The sequence below is a fragment of the Beduinella massiliensis genome (assembly GCF_900199405.1).
Lineage (GTDB): Bacteria > Bacillota > Clostridia > Christensenellales > Aristaeellaceae > Beduinella > Beduinella massiliensis.
Genome location: NZ_LT963430.1, coordinates 1975398 through 1998002, shown reverse-complemented (window position 1 = coordinate 1998002; position 22605 = coordinate 1975398). Strand labels below are relative to the sequence as shown.

Genomic DNA, 22605 nt, shown 5'->3' with positions numbered 1-22605 from the left:
TATATTCTGCATTTTTATCTCAGAGCAGTTTGAAATGCAAACCTGTTCAATATCATAAACTCTTTCAATTCTTGTACGGGCATCGTATCCATCGTCTGATATGTTACCAGCCAATTGTACAACAGTCTTAGCTTCTTCCTTATGCTGTCTGAATACTCTCCTTTTTCATATGCCATAAAGAATTCCAGAATCGTTTTGCTTTCCTCGATCCAACGCTTGCTGCCAATATCAGTACGCAGAGACTTTTGTTTATTTCGGGTTGTCATGCCCTTCAGGTCGCATGCAATGATTCCCTCGCCCAACAGAATCGCACTTAATCTAAGCATTTGACTGAAGGATGCATCTTTTCCAACCTCATCCATCAGGCCGTTTATTCCTTCAGCAAACTCTCGAGACACCATGCAGCCTTCAACCAGAACAGCCGGATCAATCAGAATATCCTCCACGTCAAAATGCTTCATACCGACAGTGGTTCCGTTATCTATCGCCGAGCAGAATCCGTGAATCATCGAAAACTCATCGATGCCATTTACCAGCTGAGAAACAGCGCTCTTGGGATACACGGTGCTGTCATCCACAAAATAAACATACTCACCATGCGCTTTTTTCAAGCCGTTGCGCCAAGCATATTCTTTCTCCGCAAAATCAAGCCCTGTCTCGTTTGAAAAAGAACTCAGGCGCTCTCCAAACAATTCTATAACGTGATATTGCGATGCAACTTTCTTTCTCTTCTTGTCTATCCTTTCCGGCAGACAATAGGATTCTTCAATCAACTTAATGTTTTCATAGTCCAATTCCCGCAGGCTTTTGAGCGTATGCGCGTATGCATCGCTCTGCGTATCTCCATGAGCAAGAATCACAGAAACCAATGGTTTTTTCTCCATACGTTCATGCCTCTGCTTCTCAAGCTCTGTAATGGAAAGCGTGTATTTCCCTTCATAGTAATCTTCAAGTCTCTGCTGATATCGATGATCCGCAAACTCCTCGTCAACTCTGCTGCGAAGCTTTCTCAAGAACGCCTCATAGTTCTTCTTATCGCTATAACGCTCCATGTCGTCACAGATTCTCGCGTACATCTCTCCGACAGACTCATATAGATTGGGCCACGCCTTGTCACGATCATCAAAAAAGCCTGGATTGCGAATGGAAAAAGCAATCGTATCACTAAATATGCTCTCCATTACATAGCCATCAAAGCCTTCTCCGAAAGAAAGCACCCATCTCGCCTTTCCGATCAGCTCTAAATACTCATGAAAAGGCGTATTGCAAATCATCACAATTTCAATTTCAGGAAATCTTGATTTTATCTTTTTGAGAATTTCCATTCTCATAGGCTGTTCATCCGGAGATACGACAAGAAGATTCTCTTTTTTATCAAAACCGTATCTATGAAAGGCTATTTTCTTGTCTGCCGGGATATAGTGCACCGGCATTCCATAATAGCTTCGCACTTCCCTGCTCGTATATTTCCTGTGCGCACAGGTCATCGTCATATCCGGTATGATCCTGCGAAGCATTTCGATATATCGGATATTGGGCATCAACTCATCATTCTGATTCATGATATTGCCTCGAACCTTGATTCTATCCGATTTTAGCCAATTCAAGTCTTCCGTTTTGAGGTTGGCCAAGATATTCATAATCTGATACTCGGGAATCTGAATAATGAGTTCTTCCAGGTTCTTAAAATACGGGCGGATCTGTTCAAAGCGGTAAATATTGCGCTTTGCATCGAACTTTGTATAATTTGAAAATGTATTGGGGGACGGAATGGTCGCCAGCATCACGTCGTAGCCTTTCTCTTTTGCATAAGGCTCAATATCATTGCAATAATTGCAGATACACATCATTCCGCCGCAAATCTGATCAAAATCCGGCACCAGGTATACAATCAGCTTTTTTACCCATTTTGAATAATCTTTTGAAATCCGCTGATCCTGAATTTTCTGATGATGTTTACTGCTGTTCGAAGCCTTTTGCGAAACAAACGACGTCGCTACGACAGATCGCCCCTCTTTCCGCCCATATAGTTCATAGTGCACCAGAGGATTAATTCCTTGTGCAGCCACATCAGGATGCGTCCGCAAATATCCCATTGTAGAAAAATGCTGCGATGGATCATTTCCCTTTAACCAGCCTTCCTGCATATAGTCTTTTGCAGGATCGACACTCTGCGATACCAGGTACATGTTTTGATACCATTTCTTATCGAAATAGTTCGAATTATTGATTTTGCAGAGGTTTCTATATTGCTTAAGCGTACGCTTAAGCATATCTTTGCCCCGGTTTTTTTCATCCTCGTTCATTACATCCGCATCCCCTTATTTTCCCCTTATGCCTCCATAAAACGGCAGCGCGTCACTCGGGAATACACTCTATCAGATTACAGATTCGCTCAACCTGCTCATGAGAAAGCCCGTCATAGATCGGCAAACACAGAACTTTCCTAGCCAATACTGATGCAATAGGCAGCTGTGCCCGCCTTGCATCTTTATAGCAAGCACAATCGCTAAGCAGTGGATAAAAATACTTGCGGCAGAAAACTTGATTTTCCTTCATCCACACATAGAGTTCATCACGCGTGTGCCCATACACGGTTTCATCGATTTCAACCGGCATATATGCGTAATTGTATTCTACGCCCCAATCCTCCGGCACAAAAAAGCGAATACCCGGTATTTTCTTGAGACACTCACGATATTTCAGCGTCACATTCCGCCGACGTAAAATAATCTCATCAATATGGTTCAGATTACACAAGCCCATTGCCGCCTGAAACTCGTTCATCTTTGCGTTTCCGCCGACAACATCGATGTTTTCTTCGTCTCTGATTCCAAAGTTCTTTAGTTGATTTGCTTTTTTGACCATGTCTTCTCTGTGAAGAATCGCCGCACCGCCCTCAATCGAATTATAGAGCTTTGTAGCATGAAAACTCAGAATAGACCCGTCTCCATAATTACACAAAGCTTCTCCATTCAGCTTGGCGCCAAATGTATGGGCAGCGTCATAAATCACCGGAATCCCGTGTTTCTTGCCGATCGCTCCCAGCGCTTCCACATCGCACGGAAATCCGTACACATGTACCGCCAGAATAGCGCAAGTCTTTTCGGTAATCAGCGCCTCCACGCTCTCAGGATCAAGCGTCAGATCCTTCCAACGTATGTCACCGAAAACAGGCGTGCAACCAACTTCGCTAATGGCATGAACTGTCGAAACGAACGTAAATGGCGTCGTAATGATTTCGCCCCTTAACTCCATGGCTTGAAGCAGCACTCTCAATGCAGAATGCCCGTTTACAAACAAGCAGAACTGTTCCGCTCTCAAATACTGCTGAATCTTCTGTTCCAGTTCCTGATGCAGCGGCCCATTATTCGTCAAAATCCGACTCTTCCAGATTTTGTCAACATAGGAGAAAAACTCTTCTTTTTCAGGAAGAAAAGGCCTTGTAACATAAATTGCATCCGACATAAGCGTACCTCTCTTTTGGACACTTGTTCGTATAACTATCTGCTTTTTATACGTCCTGCTGTGCCATCTTCATCATCAATAACTATTTGCTGTTTCTTGTTCTGATCTGATAAAACACCAACCATCAATGCAGAAATCTGCGCGCTATTCCTTTCAGCAATCGATATGCTTTTCTCAAAACGCGATATGCTGGTCCCCTATTTTCATAGGATGTCCGAAATTCCGCTTGCACGCACATCTCATATTCACGGCTGATCTCTTCTGCTGTCCACTGATAAACACGCTTTGATATTTTCTGTCTCACTTCTGCATACGCCGCATCAAGTTTCTTCTGGCGCTCATCGCTCTGCCCGCTGCAAAATGGAACACGATATTGAGATGTCGTTTTCGGAATATACAAGAATTTTTCCTTGACAGCATAGCGTGTCCAGAGTTCCCAATCTTCCAATACGTTCAGGTGCGTGTCAAATCCGCCATATTCTTCATACAGGCATCGCGCAAACATGACAGATTGAATCGGAAGATAATTCTGCTGAAGCAGGCGTAAACGATTGAACGGGAAATCAACGGCATGCTCATAACCGATTAGCTCATATTGGTAAGGCTCTTGACTGATCATACGTATCGGTGTTTGAGCTCCCAAAGCATAAGCCACCCTGAACTCCGTATTGTTCTGCAGCGCTGCAACCAGGGTCTCTACATGATCGGCATAGAATACATCGTCATCATCCAGAAAATTGAAATACTCGCCGTTGGCGCTCTCCATTCCAATATTCCCAACAACGCAGCGCCCACGCTTTTCTTTTGTTGCATGGTATTGTATGCGTAGATCTGAGAACTCCGATATAATCATCTCTTGGGAGGCGTCTTTTCCGTCTTCAACAACAACAACTTCGATATTGGGATATGTTTGATTGCAAAGAGAAATTAGCGTCTCTCTCAATACATCAGGCCGCCCACACGTGCGAACAATCACTGAAACCAGCGGGAAATCTTTCGGTCTTGAGCACGTCCAGAAGTCGCCTTTCCTCCTGAATTCGTAATCCAATTCGTGAAATACAAAAGTCTCGGCATCGATTCTTTTTCGATTCTTCCGTCGCCACCTTCGTGCAGAGTACAGTTTATTCAGTGAAGCACAATATGCCATGAATATTTGTTTTCCCACCCCATCAAATGGCACATTGGCACGCAGGCAGCTTCTTAAAACACAAACATGACCCCAAAGCCGCTCTTTCAATGACCCAAATTTTGTTCTCAAAACCAGGTTGCCGACAATGGAATTCACGTACTGAATTGGCTTTATCTCTCCGGCGGTTTGATAGCAATAATGGTTGATCACTGCTTTGGGCACATATCTAAGCCGGTATCCTGCCATGCGCACGCGCCAGCTTAAATCGACATCCTCAGCATACATAAAGAATCGCTCGTCAAATCCATTGATTTGCTCAAATACGTCCCTTCTGATCACAAAAGCAGCTCCTGACGACCAACTCGTCACTCCGGTCAACGGGTTATAGCATTTGGGGTGCTCATACGGGAATTGTCTGAGTTCCCAAACAGCAATATCTGTTCCAGCATCCGATTCTATCGCATCGCTAAGCGCCTGAAACGTATCCTCATAAACCGCAGTATCAATATTACAGAAAAACAAATAAGGTGCATGTCCTAATGCTGCCCCGATATTATTGCCCGCGCCGAAGCCCAAATTCTCTTCGTTGCTTTTGACCACAAATGCGCCAAAGCGCCCCCCGTATTCTTCCTGTTTAGCTTTCAGCACATTCACCGTTTCATCGTCAGAATGGTTGTCTACAGCAAACAGATTCAGCATTTTTAAATCGTATTGAGCAGATAGCAGCGCATCAAAGCAACCATCAATCCATTTCTGTGAACGATATGTCAAGTACACCACATCAAAAGCGACCATTGTCTAATCCTTTCATTTGCTTATGATAAACCTGCAATCCACTTCAAAATCGCTTTTGCAAACGGGATACGCCCGATCTTTTCAAACACCCTGTTAATTCGTTCCGTAAAAAACACCATGTCAACCAACTCATTCCGCAACGCTTTTACATATTCTTCATGGTGTCTTTGATAGAACTCTCGATGATTCTCGTAAATCTGTGCATACATCATTCTAAGATGCTCCACATCATCCTTCAGCTCCGTGCTTCTAGACTTTCCTTTGATACGATAGTGAAACAGCGTCTCCGGAATCTGATAAATCTCACGTCCCATATCCAAAATGCTGATCCAGAAATCGTAATCCTCTAATCCCACGGTCATATTGCTATTGAATCCGCCGACAGCTTCCCAGTCGGCTTTATAAAACAGTGCTGTGATAAAAACGATATTCCCTTTGAGCATCTGTTCAAAAGAATACGGAGGCAGCTTCCACACGCCGCGTTCTTTGCCAAACTTATCCGCCTGACAATACACAACACCGACTTCCGACCTGTCTTGAAGAATATGCACAGCCTTCTCTATATAAGATGAATCAATGAGGTCATCCGCATCCAGCGGCAAGATGTATTCACCTTCCGCATTTACGATTCCATGATTACGCGCTTGCGCAACGCCCACATGCTCTGTGCGCAAAACACGGCATATTCCGCTTTCGTTCAGGTTCTTCAAAACCTGAATTGTATGCATATCGTCCGATCCATCATCGATCACAATCAATTCAATCGGCTTATAGGTCTGCGCATTTACCGATCGTATGCTTTCCTCGATATATCGCCCATCGTTATAGCAGGGCATAATCACCGAAACTTGTCCCTTTATCATATACCTCTCTCTCTTTTCTATCCCTCTTGTAAGCTTCACATCCTACCATTTCAAAAGTAGCATTAAGCGTCTATCTCTCTCAGATACCGCTCCAGCGCGTCCTTCCAGTCCGGCAGCGGCACAAAGCCAGTTTCCGCCAGCTTTCTCTTGTCCAGCCTGCTGTTGAACGGGCGCGCCGCCTTGCTTGCACCGTATTCCGCCGTCGTCACAGGCAGCACCTGCGTGCCCATCCCCGCCTGACGGAAGATTTCGCAGGCGAAGTCATACCAGCTGATGTATCCGCCCTCGTTCGTGGCGAGGTAATAGCCGTACTCCTCCGTCTCGATCATATCGACCAGCAGGCGCGCAAGGTCGAGCGTGTATGCCGGCGTGCCGATCTGGTCGCTGACCACGCGCAACGTGTCGACTTTCTGCCTGAGGCCGAGCATCGTCTTGATGAAGTTCTTGCCGTTCTTGCCGAACATCCACGCGATGCGCACGATGAAGAACCTCTCCATCTCACCTGCCACGGCTAACTCGCCTTCCAGCTTCGTCTGACCGTACACGTTCAGCGGCGCGTAATCCTTGCAGTCCGGCTCCCACGGGTTTTCCCCCTGCCCGTCGAATACGTAGTCCGTGGAGATGTACATCAGCTTGCAGCCCAGCGCTTTGCAAACCTTCGCGATGTTCGCCGTCCGTGATGTCCAGCGGCACATATGCAGCCTGTATCACCGGGACGATGTCGCTGCCCACGGCTTCATGACCGCGCGCAATCAGTTCATTGACGACGTCGCGGCCCAGCTGTCCGCTGACGCCCGTTATAAATACCTTCATATTTTTTTCCCTGCTCAGCGATTGCCATACATCTCCTCATAGTAGTTCTGATATTCCCCGGAGATGATCTCTTCCCACCACTCGCGGTTGTCCAGATACCACGCGATCGTCTTCTGGATGCCGTCGGCAAACTTCGTCTCCGGCAGCCAGCCCAACTCGCTATGAATCTTCGTCGGGTCGATGGCGTAGCGCATGTCGTGGCCCTTGCGGTCGGTGACGTAAGTGATCAGGCTCTCCGGTTTGCCCAGTGCCTTGCAGATCAGCTTCACGATGTCGATGTTGCGCATCTCGTTGTGGCCACCGATGTTGTAGACCTCGCCCACGCGTCCGTTGTGGATGATGAGGTCAATCGCCTTGCAGTGATCCTCGACGTACAACCAGTCGCGCACGTTGAGGCCCTCGCCGTACACCGGCAGCGGCTTGTCGTTCAGGCAGTTGGCGATCATCAGCGGAATCAGCTTCTCCGGGAAGTGATACGGGCCGTAGTTGTTCGAGCAGCGGGAGATCGTCACCGACAGGCCGTAGGTGCGGTGATACGCCAGCACCAGCAGGTCAGCGCCCGCCTTCGAGGACGAATACGGGCTGCTCGTGTGAATCGGGGTTTCCTCGGTGAAGAACAGGTCGGGGCTGTCGAGCGGCAGGTCGCCGTAGACCTCGTCGGTCGAGACCTGATGATAGCGCTTGATGCCGTACTTGCGGCAGGCGTCCATAAGCACCTGCGTGCCCATGATGTTCGTCTGGAGGAACACGCCCGGGTTCTCGATAGAGCGGTCCACGTGGCTCTCCGCCGCAAAGTTGACCACGATGTCCGGATGTTCCTCTTCAAACAGGCGCTCCACGGCCTCGCGGTCGCAGATATCCGCCTTCACGAAGCGGAAGTTCGGTTTATCCATCACGGATTTGAGCGTGGACAGATTGCCCGCATAGGTCAGCTTGTCCAGACAGATGATGCGATAGTCCGGATGCTTGTCCAGCATGTGGAAAACAAAGTTGGAGCCGATGAATCCGGCACCGCCGGTTACGATAATCGTCATATGCTTCCTCCTTAAATCTCGCCGTACACAAAGTTACAGTCCGAATTGTCCAGCAGCGGCGCGGTCGTGTCCTTCTGCGAGAGATTCTCTTCGTGCACCTCGCCCCACTCGACACCGATCGTCGGATCGTTGTAGCGGATGCCGCGGTCGCATTCCCTGCTGTAGATACTGTCGACCTTGTAGCAGAACTCCACGTCGTCCGTCAGCGTGCGGAAGCCATGACCGAAGCCGCGCGGGATGAACATCATCCGCTTGTTCTCCGCAGAGAGCTCCACGGCGACCCACTGCTTATACGTCGGGCTGCCCTTGCGCAGATCGACCGCCACATCCAGCACTACGCCCTTTGTGACGCGCGCCACCTTCGCCTGCACCATCGGCGCATTCTGGAAATGGATGCCGCGCAGCGTGCCTTTCACCGCCGTGAAGGACTGATTGTCCTGCACAAATTCGTTCGTAATGCCGACGTCAGCAAACGCCTTGGTCGAATACGTCTCCATGAAGTACCCGCGATGGTCGCCGTGCACCTGCGGTTCGATGATGCAAACGCCGGGCAGTTTCGTTTCGATCCTGTTCATCAATAACGCACCTTGCCTTCCGCAACCGCCTTCAGATGCTGCCCATACGGGCTTTTGCCGTAGCGCGCTGCGCTCTCCAGCAGCTTGTCCTTGCTGATCCAGCCATTTTTATAGGCGATTTCCTCCGGGGCGCTGATCTTGACGCCTTGCCTCTTCTCGATCATGCGCACAAAGTCCGCCGCGTCGACAAGGCTTTCCATCGTGCCGGTATCCAGCCACGCAAAGCCGCGCCCCAGCAGCTGCACATCCAGCTTCCGATCTTCCAGATACATGGCATTGAGTGTGGTGATCTCCAGCTCGCCGCGCGCGCTGGGCTTCACCTCGTGTGATCGGACAGAAACGCCCGCCGGGTAGAAATACAATCCAGTGATGGCGTAGTTGCTCTTGGGCTGCTGCGGCTTCTCCTCGACGGAGATGACGTGACCGTCTTCGTTGAACTCCACCACGCCGAAGCGCTCCGGATCGTTGACGTAATAGCCGAAGACCGTCGCGCGGGCGTTTTGCTCCGCATTCTCCGCTGCCGCGCGCAGAATCTTACTAAAGCCGTTGCCGTAGAAGATGTTGTCACCCAGCACCATGGCGCACGCGTCGCCGCCGATGAATTCCTCGCCCAGCAAAAACGCCTGCGCCAGCCCATCCGGAGACGGCTGCACGCAATAGCTCAGATGCACGCCAAACTGACCGCCGTCGCCCAGCAGATGCTCAAAGCGCGGCGTGTCCTCCGGCGTAGAGATGATGAGAATCTCCTTGATACTCGCCAGCATAAGCGTGCTGAGCGGGTAATAGATCATGGGCTTGTCGTAGACGGGCAAGAGCTGCTTGCTCGTCACCATGGTCAGGGGGTACAGGCGCGTGCCCGCGCCGCCGGCTAGGATGATGCCTTTCATATCATTCTGTCTCCCAAATAACCAAATTTTATGTATAGCTTAAAACCATTTGGAAAAAAACATGCTCTTTATATTCGGAGATTGGATGGCTGCATACTATTCCTATCTATTTCAGGCGCTCATCTGTTACCAACCTCATATTCATCACAAATCTGCTTAGTTTTCCCAAACATCCGCACTTGACCATGCTCAATCCACAGCACACGATTGCACATCCGCCGGATCTGCGGCAGGCTGTGGCTCACGAACAGCACCGTCGTGCCGCCGCTCATCAGCTCCATCATGCGCCGATAGCTCTTTTCCTGAAAGTCCGCATCGCCCACGGAAAGCACCTCATCCACGATGAGTACCTCCGGGACAACGACCGTGGCAATCGAGAACGCCAGACGCGCGATCATGCCGGAGGAATAATTGCGCAGCGGCACATCGATGAACTGCCCGATCTCCGAGAACGAGACGATCTCGTCATACTTGCTTTTGAGAAACTCCTCCGAATAGCCCAGAATCGCGCCGTTTAAGAATATGTTCTCCCGCCCCGACATGTCCATGTCGAAGCCACTGCCCAATTCCAGCATGGGCGCAATATTGCCGCGTACCGTCACGCTGCCTTCGCTAGGCTTTAAGATGCCAGAAATCACCTTGAGCATCGTGCTCTTGCCCGCACCGTTGTGGCCGATCAGGCCCACCACCTCGCCGCGGTTCATATCAAAGCTCACATGCTTCAGCGCTTCAAATTCATTATATTGCAGCTTGCCGCGCAGCATTTGCACCAGATACTCCTTGATGCTGCCGATGTGGTCGTTCGCCATGCGAAAGCGCATGGACACATCTTTTACCTCAATGATCTTCTCCATGCGCTCACCTCACAGCTGCAAAACAAACTTGTCCTGATTCTTCTTGAACACCACAATGCCCAGCAAAAGCACAGCCACAGATGAGAGGATGCACCACAGATATGCCATCGGCTCGGGCGATACACCGTCGATGATACAGATGCGCGCAAAGGTAATATACTGATACATGGGGTTCATGTGATACAGCGTCAGGAACTTTGCCGGGATGATGTTTTCCGTGTAGAAGATGGGCGTCATATACATCCACATCAGGCTCACCACGCCCCACAGGAACTGCGTGTCCTGAAAGAAGGTCATCGCCGTCGAAAGCAGCAGCACCATGCCCAGCACAAAGCCCAGCAGACAGAGGACATCGAAGATCAGCAGCAAACAAGACGGTCCCGGCATGATACCCGTCAGCAGCATCACCAGCAACAGAGGGATCAGCGCCAAGCCGAGGTTAATCAGCGACGAGCAAATTCTGGCAACAGGATAGATGTATTTTGGCATATAGACCTTTTTGATCAGCGAAGCGTTGCCCGTGATCGACGTCATGCCCAGCGAAACAGCCTCACTGAAAAAATTGAAAAACACGATACCCGAGAGCAAATACACAGGGTAATTGGCCGTGCTGGACTTAAACAGCGTTGAAAACACGATATACTGCACCATCATCGTCAGCAGCGGATTCATGAAGCTCCATGCCATGCCCAGCGCACTGCGCTTATACTTCGTCTTGAAATCTCGACCAACGAGCTGCTTAAGCAGGAACCCATACCGGCAGCCCAGCGTGCACAGCACCGCCACACTGCTGTTCTTCCCCTGCTTCATGCGCCGGTATCCCCAGAGCGCATAACCGCCCAAAACAGCAAAAGCGCCCGCAACAATCAGCCAATACGTTTTATAAAAGGAAAGCGCCCGGATGCCATTCACTTGCAGGCAGAGCTGCCCCGCACCGGGAATGCCGTCCATCGTGTAGTATTCCTCCGGCGCAATCGATTTGGCGATGTCAAAGCGCCCCGCCATCACGGTATTGCCGTAGTAGAGCGTAATCGCGTCGTCCTCAGCGCAGCCTGACGTCCAAAGTATCAGCGTCAGCGCCTCACCCCTTGAAACCCTCTCCGTCTGCGCAAACGTCAACGCTGTGTACTGGCCATCTTTGAGATTAGACAGAGGTGCGCTCAGACGCGCCACCTCATCCCCCCCCGCATTGACCAGTGAACCCTCCAGCGTTCCCTCGTGGCTGCGGCCATACGTCGCCGTCATGATTTCCAGTCCGGTCAGCTCCTCCGCCGGGGCGCTGACGCGCTGGGCAACCATCACGCCTTCCGAAATCTCACCAATAACCGACGATGCCGACAGCGCATCCGTCGTCACCGACATGCGCCGGAAGGAATCGCCCGCCACCAGATAGACAAGCAGCACCATCACCCAATATACGCCTGCAAGCGTCAGCAAAAAACGCTTGGCCTTCTTTAAATCCATGTTTCTTCTCCCTTTGGCTTAGCTTCGCATCAGCATGCCTGCATCAAAATCATCTGTCTTCTTTACCATCTCATCATAAACCCGATCTTTCGTTTGCTTGAGGATATCCACTTGAGATAGTTGAGTTTAAACACCAAACTGCTGTGCTCTGCCGAAAAATCCTGCAACAGCCGCTTATCGTCTTTGGGCAGACATTTTTCGTAGGTCTTCAAAAAAACAGCCGCCTGCCGCTTCTTGGTACACACAATCTTCCTGAACGCTCGAAAATGTGTGATCTTATACCAGATATACCACAGGCTTCGCACATCCTGTGCGCCCACGCTATTGCCGATATGCTGCCGGTAAAGCAGCGTACAATCGTCCACATAGGCAAGCTTTCCAAACCGCGCAGCCACAAGCGCAATCCACCAGTCGTGCATGACGGTGCTTGTGATGTCCGTGCAACGAGCTGCCAGCTCAATCAGCGCCCTGTTAGCCGCCGACGTGCATCCTGTGACGATATTTTGAAACAGGATATTTCTGTAATCCACAGCGTTCGGATTCTGCTGCTGCATCTGCATGAGCGATGGACTGATGACCTCGAATCTTTCATTCACAGGCGTAACATCCGTATAGGCCAGCAGCGGAACCTCTTTTCCGTACATCTGTTGTGCGTCGCTCATCGCCCGCAGTGTACGTTCCATCTTCTCCGGAAGCCATACATCATCCTGATCGCAAAAGAACACGATGCCTGCCGTACTCGCTTGCATCAGCGCAAAGAAATGCTCCCGCGCATTTCCAAACCGCTTGCCCAATCTCACCCTGCTGATTTGCTGCGGATATCGCGCCTGGTATTCCTCAATGATGTCTGGCGTGTGGTCGGTCGATCCGTCGTCGGATATCAGCAGATGCCAGCCCTTGTAAGATTGCCCCAGAATGGAATCAATCTGTTCCCTCAGATAGCGTTCGCCATTGTATGTAGTCATCAGGATTTCAACATCCTGCTTTCGTTGCTCCATATCGTCCATTCTCTCACTCTACATGTTTGAATTCTGCGGCATATGGGAAATCCGCGTTCATTTCGCACGAATTATAGTCATGCTCGTCCCGCATACTTCCTGCCGTTATATTCCGGAGCAAACAGGTTCACCTGCCGAAGCTGATCATAGCGCGCACTGCCAGCACGCACGCTTTTTTGTCCGCGGCGCAGTGCATCCTTCTGACTGCGTATCCATCGCCCCAGCGCAAAGCCATCCGGCGTCACATAGTCTCCTGCAACATCAAGATTGCCGTTTTGGGCATAATATCTGCACGCCGCCTCATAGCCTTGCTTCCATTGCAGTTTCTTGACGCCCTCCCACTGCATGCCAATCGCGTCCATCTGCCGGATTCGCTCAGGCGTCAGCGCATAGGTTTTCCGCTTTCCCTGCCGGGCGCGCCTGATCTCAAATATCCATCCGCCCAGCCTAAAGCCATCCGTTGTAACATAGTCAACAGGAACGTTCAGATGTCCGTTGTCCCGGTAGTATAGCGCCGCCGCAAGATATCCCTGCTGCCAGCTTTCCTCGCGGAAGTCCCATACCATCCCGATTTCGTCCAGCTGCGCAATGCGCACTTGTGTCAGCAGATCGCCCTTTCGATTGCCCTTGCGAATCTGGCGAAGCATATTCAGCCAGCTGCCCAGCCGATAGCCATCCTCGCAGACATAGCTGTCCTTCACGCGCAGATCGCCGTTCTTGTCGTAAAACTGCTTTGCATGCGCATAGCCATTCTCCCATGCCAGCTCCATGCGATCCTTCCAGACCATACCGATGTTTTCAAGCAGCTCAATCTGCTCCTGCGTGAGTTTTTGTGCCTGTGTGCCCTTGTACAAAAGACGCTGGCGCTGAATCCATGTCCCCATGCACAGCCCGTCTTCATCCGTATACCGCTTGGGCACCATCAGGTTTCCATGCTGTTCGTAATACTCGCAGGCAGAGGCATAGTACTGATCCCACGTCGCCGCCAGACTGCGCTCCAGCTCCCGGAATAGCGCTGCACATTCGCGGTTCTGCTCATCCACCTCGAAACACTCAAAGACAATCTGCTCCGCCTGACCATTTTTACACAGACGCTCAGCTGCAGCACGCATCTCACTCTGGATCGTGCCGATGCTGCTTAACCCTTCAAAGTTGTTCACCACATCGATAATCATCGGCGTCTGCCCGTCGCCGGAGGTCAGCGCGCGGCCAATCTGCTGCTTGTAGATGATGGGCGATATCGTCGGGCGGAACAGAATCACACCGCTCAGCCCCGGCACATGCACGCCCTCGTTGAACATATCAATCGACAGCAGCAGCTTGATGTGCTCGCTGTCGTCCCGGCAAAAGCGCTCATATTCCTTGCTCGTCTGCGAATCGCCGGAATAAGCCGTGTAGCAATGCACATCGGGGTCGATATTTTCAAACCATGCGGGAATCTGGCGCAGCAGCTCCAGCATATGCGCACGGTTTGCGCAGAAGATCAGATAGCGCCCCGTGCGGTCAGTCATGTATTTTTCAAAGATGACGTCCAGCCCATCTGCCCGTCCGACCGCGCGGCGCAGCTCATCCATCCTGCTCGCGCACAGCTTTTTCGCGCCCCTGTTCTGAGCAATGCGCTCTTCCACCCCTAAGAGCGCTTCCTGATAGCGGTACACCGTCGTCACATACGCGGGCGCAGGCAAAATGCCGCGCACAATGGCCTCGCCCAGCGTCATTTCGCTGGCGATGCAGTCTTCAAAGAGCTCCTGCGCCATATCGCGCTGACCATCCAGATAGCGCACTTTCGTTGCAGACAGCCCCATGATCATTGCGTCTTCAAAGCGTACCAAGAACCGCTGAACGCCCTGTCCCCAGCAGGCCGCGCCACAGCGGTGAAACTCGTCGAGCACAATGCAGTCCGGCGCAAGCTGTTCCAGCAGTTCGTCCGTCAGGCTCATCAGCTTGGCATAAGTCATGAACTGCATGCGTTCCGCCGAAAAACTCGGCGACGATTTGCGGATATTCTCAAGCTGTGTCTTATAAATGTATTCGCTCGACGAGAGCCAGACAACGCGCGCCTGGGGATGTTCTTCAATCCACTTGAACGCAATGAAGCTCTTTCCCGTCCCCGTAGGATGAACGACGGCCGCTTTGCCCCGGCTATCGAGCATTTGGCAGACGGCATTGTACGCCTGCATATTATGAGAAAAAAGCTGAATGGCCACCGTCTTCACCTTCTGCTATCTGGACATGCTTATTCGCAACGCAGGATGCAGACAGCATGCTCAACACACATGCCACCCACAATTCACACGTCCGCTCTGTCAAGATCAGCTTGACTCAACAGAATCCACATTCTGTGAAAACATATTCTTACGCAAAAGATAAACTTCCAGCTTTCAGACCGGGTTTGATATACATGCAATAAAAATGCACATGCTGAAATACACCGCTGATACGATGAAATGTCGGTGGTGCTATTTTCATGTGTGAGATAGCCTTGTCAGAATGAATTAACCTTGAAAAATCCAGTCGTTCATGTTATACTCCAAAAAACGGGAGTGGTTTGTCCTTTGTTCCTGCTCCCTATGAGTAGCTGGAATGTGGATTCGGTTCTACGATACAAGCCCCAGCTGATCCAGCCGTCTTGCATGCTCTGCACCGGTGGTGATCAGGTAGATGCGGGTCGTTTCAATGGAACTATGGCCAAGAACGTCAGCCAGCTCCACGATATCCCTGCAAACCCTATAATAGGCTCTGGCAAACAGATGACGCAGGTTATGAGGGAACACCTTGCTGGCGTCCACACCCGCCGCTCTGCACAGACGCTTCATCTCGCCCCAGATCTGTCTGCGGCTCATCCCTGTCCCTCTTGCGGTGATGAAGATCTCGCCAGAGGTAATTTTTTGTTTTTGGCAATACTTCAGCAGCTTTTTAGCCAGCTTACCGGGGACGAGAATGGTGCGTATCTTGCCCTTCAAATCGACTTCGGCACGCCCGCACTTCAGCGCCTCTACTGTCAGATATTTCACTTCGGATACACGCACGCCCGTGCCGCAGATCGTTTCCAGCAGGAGCGCAAGGCGCTCGTTGTCAGCCGCGCGCGCTGCGCAGACCAGCCGACCAAACTCATCCCGGTTCAAATCCCGGGATGAGTCCCTGAACATCTTTCTCTGGACCTTAAGGTATTTCACCCTGCATTCATGCCAGCCCAGCATGGCAAAGAAGCTGTGAAGCGCCGCCAGCGCGCCGTTGACCGTCACCGCCGCTTTGCCCGACTGCCGAAGCTTCTCTTTCCATTCCACGACCTTCTCCTTGGTCACAGCCAGATCGCCTAGCCATGCCTGAAACGCCCGTAATTCATGCAGATACTTGGTCTTGGTTTCCATGGAGCGTTCCTCCGTATGCAGATGCGCGGCAAACCGACTGATCATTTTCTCCGTAATTCTATGTTCTTTCATTTTCGCGTCCTCCTTATTGTTCTTGTATTGCTTGCCTCATTATATTACTTGAATCAACAACCTATCTTTTCGTATTTGTTGGCGATTTTACATCAACTGATGTCGAAAATAGAAATACCCCCGCAAGTTAAGCCACCAGCTAAGTAACAACAATGTTCTGTCGCTCAGCCACCTGCTCCGCTTGCGGGGGTATTTCTTATACGGAACCTTCCGTCCCTACGGTAATTTCCGTTCCATCCTTGAAACCGAAGGTCAATTTCTTATTTCCCTTATCGCCACTCACAACAACCCTATCCACCGTCCCGGTAAATACCCTCTCATCAAACGCACCCAATCCATCCGTATTCCTGATCTTCTCAATGAAGGCTTCCAGCTTCATCTTTCTGCTGGCTTTCTCAGCCAGCTGATCGCTTGTCTTGCGCTGTAGCTCCTTGAACGTTTCACATTTGGCGGTCAAAGCATCGAAGGCTCGGTTGTACTCATCCTGATCCTGCACCATTTCAGCGTTCCTGCGCGCCATCTGGTTTAGCTCCAGATAAAGGCCGCCCAGTTCCGTTTAAATCCGCTTTGACTCACGGATCAGCTTATCCGTATTGGTCAGGCTCATGATCACGGCCTCGTAGGTTGCGATGATCTCCTGCTTTCGTTCAAGCATCTGCCCAAGGGCCTTCTGATAAGCTGCCTTGACCTCTTCCTCTCTGACATGGTGTGTACGGCAACGATCCGCGCCTTTGTCGTACTTTCTGTTGCACCGCCACACAATGCAGCGGTATGGATCGTTGCTGTGCCAGACCTTGCTGCCAAAGTACGCGCCGCACGCTCCCCAGACCAGCGGTTGGAGAAAATACTGGTCGCGCTGGTGTGCTTGCCCTTCTGACTACGTCGCGCCATCTCATACTGCACCAGGTCGAATACTTCCGGTGTGACAATGGCGGGATGAATGTTCTCCTCGTAAAACTGGGGCACCTCGCCGCGATTCACTTGCGTTTTGCTCAGAAAATCAGGCTTAAAGGTCTTTTGCAGAAGGGAATCGCCTTTGTATTTTTCGTTGGTCAGGATGGAGCGTACCGTGCTTTTTGTCCATTTCACCTTCCCGGCCGGGGTCGGAATGCCGCGCTCCGTCAGGATCGCCGCAATGTTGGAGGGCGTCTGCCCGTCCAGAAAGAGAGCGTATATTTCTCGGACGATTCGCACCTTGTCCTCCACGATCCGCAGTTGGTTATCTGTCGCCAGTGCCTTTCTCATAGCCAAGGAAGTGGGCATAACCCACCGAAACCTTACCGTCCGAGATTCGTTTGCGCCAGCCCTGGTGACGTTTTCCGAAATAGACCGGCTCTCCTCCTGCGCTAGACTGCTCATGATGGTAATAAGCAGTTCGCCCATGCTGTCCAGCGTATCGATGTTCTCCTTCTCAAAGGTCACGCCCACACCTTTTTCCTTCAGCAGGTGGATGGTGGTCAGCGTGTCCGCCGTATTCCGGGCAAACCGGCTGACCGATTTGGTGATGATCCTGTCAATCTTGCCAGCCATAGCATCCTCGATCATGCGGTTGAAGTTCTTTCTCCGCTTGGTGCAGGTACCGGTGATGCCCTCGTCCGCGTACACCTCCACAAAAATCCATTCGGGATTCCAACTGATCTTCTTTGTGTAGTAGTCCACCTGGGCTTCATAAGAAGTCTGCTGTTCCTCTTCTTCTGTACTGACGCGGGCTAGGCAGCAACTCGAATGAGCGCCGTCAATGGGCTTGCTGCCGCATATCGCTGCAAGGTCGCGGGAATCATCCGCACTCTTGTTCCGCTTGTAGTTGTGGCCTCACTCATGATGGACTGTATACGGTTGAATGGACAGGAAAATAAAAGGATATTGTAGAATTACGCAACCTTACGCGGCGTTGCACCTGATTTCATAGGGAGTAAGGCCGTATTTCAGGTTAATGCGTTCGAAGTTGTAGAAGTGAACATATTGTGCAACCAATTCCTCTACCTCTGCGCGGGTAGAATAATGGGCACGATAAAGGCATTCCGATTTAAGCGTTCCAAAGAAATTCTCCATAGCAGCATTGTCGTATGGACAACCGGGACTGGACATAGAGGGTTGAAAGTGATATTCTTTGCTTAGGTCGAAGTATGCTTCGGAGGTGTATTGAGACCCTTGGTCACTGTGGAGTGCGAGTCCATCAGTGACCTTCTCTGTTATCATAGCGTCTCGGATCGTCTGAGTAACCAGCGATGCGGCCATGTCGCCACCAATGCGATAGGCCAACACCATTCGACCACAAAGGTCAATCACCGCACACATATACAGCATTCCCTGCGGTGTGGGGATATAGGTGATATCTGTTGACCAGAAACGATTGGGCCGTTGCTGTTCAAAGGCACGCTGCAATAGGTTTGGGTATTTGTACACGTTTTGCTGATGTTGAGTATATCTTCTTTGCCGCCGAATCTGTGCAAGCAGATTGGTCTTGCGCATGACGCGCAGAAGTGCTTTAAGATTTACATTTTTTCTTTTCTTCCGCTGGATCCAGAGACGAACACGGCGGATGCCGTAGGTCTGGTTGCACTGCTGTTGACATTCCACAATCAGATCGACCAACCACTGATCTTTCGGCGTTTTTTCTTGCTTTTTACGCCAAGCATAATACCCACTTCGGGAAACTTCAAATACTTCACACATTGTGACGATAGGATAAATGTTGCGAAAACGTTCTATAACTCGATATTTCAATTTCACCTTCTTCCAACTTCTAACAGAAAATTTCGCAGCAGTTCCACCTGCATACGCAGTTTTACCAATTCATTATTCTGCTGGATTTCCTCGTTCTCCGGCATTTTACGCGGACGGCCTTTAGGGCGAGGTACATCGCCCTGTGCGATTAATCGTTCTCTACGGTTTTCTCGATTGACTAGTTGCTCGACCTGTTTCTTCGTTAGCCCAAGGCTGGCTCCGATTTCACGATTCGTTTCGCCCGTGATTTTCCGCTCGCGTATTGTTTCAATAAGGCCTTGTGCCTTCGTGTATTTTTGCCTCATACGATAAACCTCCTGTTGTAGTTTGCTTCTTAACATTCTACAACAGGAGGTCTCTGATTTCATTGTCAGTTTATCGGGATACAGTCCATTTTTTTCATTTTCTTGTTACGGTCTTTTTCTGCAACGGCCCCTATATTCATATTTAGAATTCTTCTTCAGTCGCTTACACTGTGTAACGCTCGCTCGGGCATTTGGGGGCTATCGTAACACAGTGTAACGAATGGTCGGGCAATCGTAACGGAGTACAAATTGCAATCGTAACACCGTGTTACGATCGGTCGTAGGGGGGTGCAAAATTTTGAGCAAAAAAGAGACGCCGCATCCCGGCTATCGAAAATCCAGTCACCAGGAAAGCGGCATAAAATGATACGGCGACGCCTGCAAGGACGAAACTTGCAAAATACGGTACATAATCAGACCTTTATTGACCTTTTTAGCCTGTTGAATGAAGTAAACTCACCATTTGGGGCACAAAAAAAGAACACCAACATTATATCAATATCGGTGTCCCTTAGTGGTCTGGGTGAGAGGATTTGAACCTCCGGCCTCTTGAACCCCATTCAATGACAAAACGCCGATTTATCTATGTTTTTTGGCATGTTGTAGACCATTTGTAGACAGTAGAAACGTTATTTTTTGAGCTTTGTTCGCCTTTAGTTTTCAATAAACCGCCGTTCTTCACTATGGAAATGGCGGTTAAAAAGACCATTAATCCGCTTGACATTTTGACATTATAAGCTTCATAATTTCGTTTGTCAAATTAACAACTAAACCGCGCCCTTGCTAAAAACTTCCCGAACCACTACATAATGATCTTCTCCCCCTCCGCAATGTAATTCGCCAGTGCTCGCATGAGCTCTGCGGGCGTGGGCTTGTCGATGACCTTGTGCCCCAGCACTTCCCGCAGCATCTCACGGTCGCCGTGTTCCCATATTTCTTCCACGGCCCGCGCGATTTCACGGGCAACCAGGTGCGGCTTTGTGCGGTGAATCGCCGCGACCGGTTTGTAAACCTTCTCGTTCAGTTCGTTGCGTGGAAAAGTGTCAAGTCCAACGATAATTGTCGCCGAGGACGCGAGGTAGGAGTAACCGCATTTTGATGTGTTGCCGCCAAGCGATACCGTGGATGCATAGGGGTTTTTCATATGTATGGCACCTTCCTTTGTAATTTGGTGCCAATAGCATAGTCGAAAACTTCCCGCAGTCGCTCGCTTGCGTCGTGATATGTCCTGTAACGTCATTTGCAGCAATCAAAAAGGCCCCGGCAGGGCGCGTCCATCGCATCCCGCCGGGGCCTCGTCTATTTGTCTATTCTGTTTACGCCATCTCTTGTTTCACAATATCGCGATATCTTCAATATAAATATATCAGGATGCAAGCTCCGCAATATAATTTAATCTCTTCTTCCAAGGAATGGGTGTTAACTCATAACTACCGATTGCCGCTAAAAGTTCTTGGCCAACAGTCTTTTTTGCATCATTTAAGACAATGTAACCCCTACTTTTTTCTGGCCTAATTTTTTGCACATCATTCCATGAAAACAGGGCCGCTTGAACGCTTTGTTTTGTTGGTGAATTCAAGGCGGTTATAACTCTTTCCGGACTTTTTCTTGAGGATGGAATTACGAAATCGAAACAATGCGAAAGACCCGAATGTCCCATTATCATAATTGATCGTGTGCAGCGAACATCGTTTTCGTTTAAGAATTCACTTACTTCCTCAAAGAATAACCCCTTAACCCGAGATGATGATGTCATAAACATATCACCAATTTTAAGCATTGCTTGTATCATTATATGTTGCTTTTGTGCAATGTCAAAGCGCGAGGCATGCGCGCAAATCTCCTCTTGCTTAATTGTTACGCCTAGTGTTGCAGCTATCTGAGACACCATTTCTTGGCGTTTTGAAGATTTAATGTCACAACCGCTTATTTGAAGATCACTCAGAATATACCCATCATCCGTGAGTTCAAATCCATCAGAAGTTTGCTTTACATAAAATTGTATATGATCGTTATGTATGTCCAGGAAAGGCGTCGTTATCTCAACGTATTCATTAATTTTATATTGTGTGGTATTTTTTCTAATCCACTCAAGATATTCGGATATAAAATCCATGTCTTCAACGGATTTCATTTCACTTCACTCCATCTTTCTTTGCTCATATATTTCTATTTGCTCTATGTTATTCGTATTACAATATCGTAAAAAGTCCAGCAATGTCCGGCATTTATCTTCAGTATCACCAAAAATCACCGGTATTTCAAATGCCCATGCATCTGGGCGTTTTTGTCCCGCTCGCCATATATGGAGATGTGGGCATGGGATAACAGTAAGGTCTGGGTTCGTATGCGGAGGGCCTCCCACATCTAAACGTAGTAAAAACGTTTCTTTTTTGTATCTCAGCTGAAGAGTATATTTTTTAGCATTAATATGCCCCGCTCGATTTATGTCTATTATGAATTTATCTTTAGATGAAAAAACTGATTCCAATCCTATAGCAGCATATCTACCTTGTTCAGGTAGCTTGCAAACGCCGGTTTCTAGAATTCTCTTTAGGACTTGAATAAGTCCATTTGCTTCATCTTGCGTCATTTTGTTCACCTTCGTTGGATTTATCTATGATTATTCTAACATAGATTTTGAAGGTGGTCTATATTATTTCTTCCAACACGTTTTTAATTAAACGTAAGATGGAACTTTTTCTATATTAAATGCATTATACACCTCAATATTAAGAAAGTAAATAAAATATCCTTAAAATTTAAGTAAATAACAAAAGCAGCGCATCAGAAATATCCTCTCTCCAGTGCGCTGCCTTTATTCTAATTTATTTTTCGTCGCCGTTCCCGATGGCGTCCAGCGCATCGCGCAGCTTCTCCGGCCATTTCACGCCCAGCAGCGTCGTGTTCTCCAGAATGGAGATGCCCTCGTTCGCCACGTAGAAGCACACCACCGCATTGTGCAGTACCGCCGTCCCCATCGCCTGGTCGAGCTGCCAGGCGATGAACACCACCAGCACCATCACGCCCTTCTTGAGCAGCCCTTCAAAGCCCGCCTTGCTCGACAGCGCGCCGTTCTCGCTCTTTCCCGACACGCCCTTCGCCGCGCAGATCAGCCCGGTCACGTAGTCCACCGCCATGAAGACCGCCATCGTCTGCACGAGCACCGGCAGGCCTCCCCAGAATCCGGCGACCGCCCCCACGGCCGCCGCTACGCCCTTCACGATTTTTTCCCACATAGGTTCGTCCC

At 49.7% G+C, this 22605-nt stretch carries 21 protein-coding genes and 1 pseudogene; all 22 read right to left on the bottom strand.

From position 1 onward, the window contains the following. Positions 1–14: 14 nt before the first annotated feature. Positions 15–2306: a hypothetical protein gene (locus tag C1725_RS09770; RefSeq protein ID WP_102411424.1), complete on the bottom strand. Its 2292-nt coding sequence runs from the start codon at positions 2304–2306 to the stop codon at positions 15–17. Positions 2307–2358: 52 nt separating this feature from the next. After that, positions 2359–3468 (bottom strand): DegT/DnrJ/EryC1/StrS family aminotransferase, encoded by a 1110-nt coding sequence (locus tag C1725_RS09765; RefSeq protein ID WP_102411423.1) that lies wholly within the window; start codon positions 3466–3468, stop codon positions 2359–2361. A 124-nt stretch (positions 3469–3592) separates the two neighbouring features. Beyond that, positions 3593–5392, bottom strand: coding sequence for a glycosyltransferase (locus tag C1725_RS09760; RefSeq protein WP_102411422.1), 1800 nt, complete (start codon positions 5390–5392; stop codon positions 3593–3595). Between the two features lie 20 nt (positions 5393–5412). After that, complete coding sequence (locus C1725_RS09755; protein ID WP_346026541.1) at positions 5413–6255, bottom strand: glycosyltransferase; 843 nt, start codon at positions 6253–6255, stop codon at positions 5413–5415. A gap of 62 nt (positions 6256–6317) precedes the next feature. Beyond that, positions 6318–6950 carry an SDR family oxidoreductase gene (locus C1725_RS09750; protein WP_428829579.1) on the bottom strand — a complete coding sequence of 211 codons (633 nt, stop codon included), beginning with the start codon at positions 6948–6950 and terminating at the stop codon, positions 6318–6320. A gap of 132 nt (positions 6951–7082) precedes the next feature. Next, positions 7083–8102 (bottom strand): dTDP-glucose 4,6-dehydratase, encoded by a 1020-nt coding sequence (gene rfbB / locus C1725_RS09745; protein WP_102411421.1) that lies wholly within the window; start codon positions 8100–8102, stop codon positions 7083–7085. Positions 8103–8113: 11 nt separating this feature from the next. After that, positions 8114–8677, bottom strand: coding sequence for a dTDP-4-dehydrorhamnose 3,5-epimerase (rfbC, locus tag C1725_RS09740; protein ID WP_102411420.1), 564 nt, complete (start codon positions 8675–8677; stop codon positions 8114–8116). Continuing rightward, positions 8677–9564, bottom strand: a complete 888-nt coding sequence (gene rfbA / locus C1725_RS09735; RefSeq protein ID WP_102411419.1) for a glucose-1-phosphate thymidylyltransferase RfbA — start codon at positions 9562–9564, stop codon at positions 8677–8679. The genes rfbC and rfbA overlap by 1 nt, the downstream gene beginning before the upstream one ends. Before the next feature lie 119 nt (positions 9565–9683). Beyond that, positions 9684–10418, bottom strand: coding sequence for an ATP-binding cassette domain-containing protein (locus C1725_RS09730; protein WP_102411418.1), 735 nt, complete (start codon positions 10416–10418; stop codon positions 9684–9686). A gap of 9 nt (positions 10419–10427) precedes the next feature. Next, a complete protein-coding gene (locus C1725_RS19355) occupies positions 10428–11882 on the bottom strand; it encodes an ABC transporter permease (protein ID WP_346026540.1) in 1455 nt (484 codons plus the stop codon). Positions 11883–11944: 62 nt separating this feature from the next. After that, positions 11945–12880 carry a glycosyltransferase family 2 protein gene (locus C1725_RS09720; RefSeq protein WP_346026539.1) on the bottom strand — a complete coding sequence of 312 codons (936 nt, stop codon included), beginning with the start codon at positions 12878–12880 and terminating at the stop codon, positions 11945–11947. A gap of 77 nt (positions 12881–12957) precedes the next feature. Next, complete coding sequence (locus tag C1725_RS09715) at positions 12958–15087, bottom strand: Helicase associated domain protein (RefSeq protein ID WP_102411416.1); 2130 nt, start codon at positions 15085–15087, stop codon at positions 12958–12960. Between the two features lie 390 nt (positions 15088–15477). Beyond that, entirely contained in the window at positions 15478–16323 is an 846-nt protein-coding gene (locus tag C1725_RS09710) for a tyrosine-type recombinase/integrase (protein WP_102411415.1), read from the bottom strand. Positions 16324–16519: 196 nt separating this feature from the next. Next, positions 16520–16843, bottom strand: coding sequence for a hypothetical protein (locus tag C1725_RS19350; RefSeq protein WP_346026538.1), 324 nt, complete (start codon positions 16841–16843; stop codon positions 16520–16522). Between the two features lie 36 nt (positions 16844–16879). Next, positions 16880–17155: a recombinase zinc beta ribbon domain-containing protein gene (locus C1725_RS19345; protein WP_346026881.1), complete on the bottom strand. Its 276-nt coding sequence runs from the start codon at positions 17153–17155 to the stop codon at positions 16880–16882. A gap of 107 nt (positions 17156–17262) precedes the next feature. Continuing rightward, a pseudogene (locus C1725_RS19340) lies at positions 17263–17982 on the bottom strand (recombinase family protein); the annotation flags it as partial. Between the two features lie 222 nt (positions 17983–18204). Then, entirely contained in the window at positions 18205–19050 is an 846-nt protein-coding gene (locus C1725_RS09700; protein ID WP_102411414.1) for an IS3 family transposase, read from the bottom strand. 2 nt (positions 19051–19052) lie between these two features. Next, on the bottom strand, positions 19053–19355 hold the full coding sequence (locus C1725_RS09695; protein WP_102411413.1) for a hypothetical protein: 303 nt from the start codon (positions 19353–19355) through the stop codon (positions 19053–19055). A gap of 802 nt (positions 19356–20157) precedes the next feature. Beyond that, on the bottom strand, positions 20158–20499 hold the full coding sequence (locus tag C1725_RS09690; RefSeq protein WP_346026537.1) for a sporulation initiation factor Spo0A C-terminal domain-containing protein: 342 nt from the start codon (positions 20497–20499) through the stop codon (positions 20158–20160). Between the two features lie 222 nt (positions 20500–20721). Further along, complete coding sequence (locus C1725_RS09685; RefSeq protein WP_102411411.1) at positions 20722–21489, bottom strand: DUF1829 domain-containing protein; 768 nt, start codon at positions 21487–21489, stop codon at positions 20722–20724. A gap of 6 nt (positions 21490–21495) precedes the next feature. Then, entirely contained in the window at positions 21496–21948 is a 453-nt protein-coding gene (locus C1725_RS19000) for a DUF6978 family protein (RefSeq protein WP_146009212.1), read from the bottom strand. Between the two features lie 235 nt (positions 21949–22183). Beyond that, positions 22184–22594, bottom strand: coding sequence for a phage holin family protein (locus C1725_RS09680; protein WP_102411410.1), 411 nt, complete (start codon positions 22592–22594; stop codon positions 22184–22186). Positions 22595–22605 lie beyond the last annotated feature (11 nt).